This window comes from Pseudomonas sp. P5_B2, from assembly GCF_056400445.1.
The window spans coordinates 1-979 of the sequence record NZ_JBFULH010001119.1 but is presented as its reverse complement, the minus strand read 5'-3'; the positions used below and the strand labels follow the sequence as shown (position 1 = coordinate 979).

Sequence of the window (979 nt, the reverse complement as noted above, 5' to 3'; positions counted from 1 at the left end):
GACCAGTACCGCGCCCAATTGTGGATTGAGCGTGACCTGTCCACGAAATACGAACTCATCGACCAGCTCGATTGTATCTCCCCCCGCCACACCTGCGCCCTGGAAGTCCTGGACGGTATCGAAGGTCGCGAAGGGTGAGTTCGGGTTAAACGAGCCGAGGAAGAAATCGAACTCGTCATTGCCGGCGCCGCCGTTCAACTGGTCTGCCCCGGCGTCGCCTTCGAGCACGTCGTCACCATTGCCGCCGAACAACTGGTCGCTTCCGGCGTCGCCGAACAGTTCGTCGTTGCCGTCCTCGCCAAACATCTGGTCGTTGCCATCTTCACCGAATAGATCATCGTTACCGATGCCGCCGAACAGCTGGTCGTTACCGGCATCGCCGTCCATCGTGTCGTTGCCTGCACCGCCACTCACGATGTCATTGCCGTTGCCGCCGGCCAGCAGCGGGTCATTGCCGGCACCACCATCTATGATGTCGTTGCCGTCGTTGCCCGTGATGCTGTCGCGGTCGTCGCCACCGTTCAGGACGTCGGCGCCCAGCCCACCGGTCAACAGGTCGTTGCCCGCACCACCGTTGAGGACGTCGTTGCCGGCGCCGCCGTCGACGATGTCATTGCCGTTTCCGGCGTTAACCACGTCGTTTCCACCGAGCGCGAAGATCCTGTCGACCTCTGCAGTGCCGTTGATCACGTCATTGCCTTCGGTGCCACGCAGGACAAAAGGCGTGGTGCCGAAATCGGCTTTTATCAGGTTTTGCAGACCCGTCAGTTGTACGGAGAAGTCTGTTGCGTCAAACACGCCGTTGTCGTTGGAGTCCGCGAACAGCAGTGTGCTGGCAGCCCCTGCGACATAGAAGACCTCGGTGAAGCCGTTGCCGCCGAAACCGAGCGCAGCGCCCAGCGTAGGCACCGTGGTGCGAGCCCCCCCTCGAAAACCAGCCGGTTGCTCGCGGAGAGGACTAGAGTGTCACCATCGGCAA

The 979-nt window shown here is 61.5% G+C and carries 1 protein-coding gene; it reads right to left on the bottom strand.

Annotated features, from left to right (window positions below; translation table 11 throughout):
- A partial coding sequence (locus tag AC1DRJ_RS29600) for a calcium-binding protein (protein ID WP_477805249.1) occupies nucleotides 1–909 on the bottom strand: 909 nt, incomplete at its 3' end.
- Nucleotides 910–979: the final 70 nt, after the last annotated feature.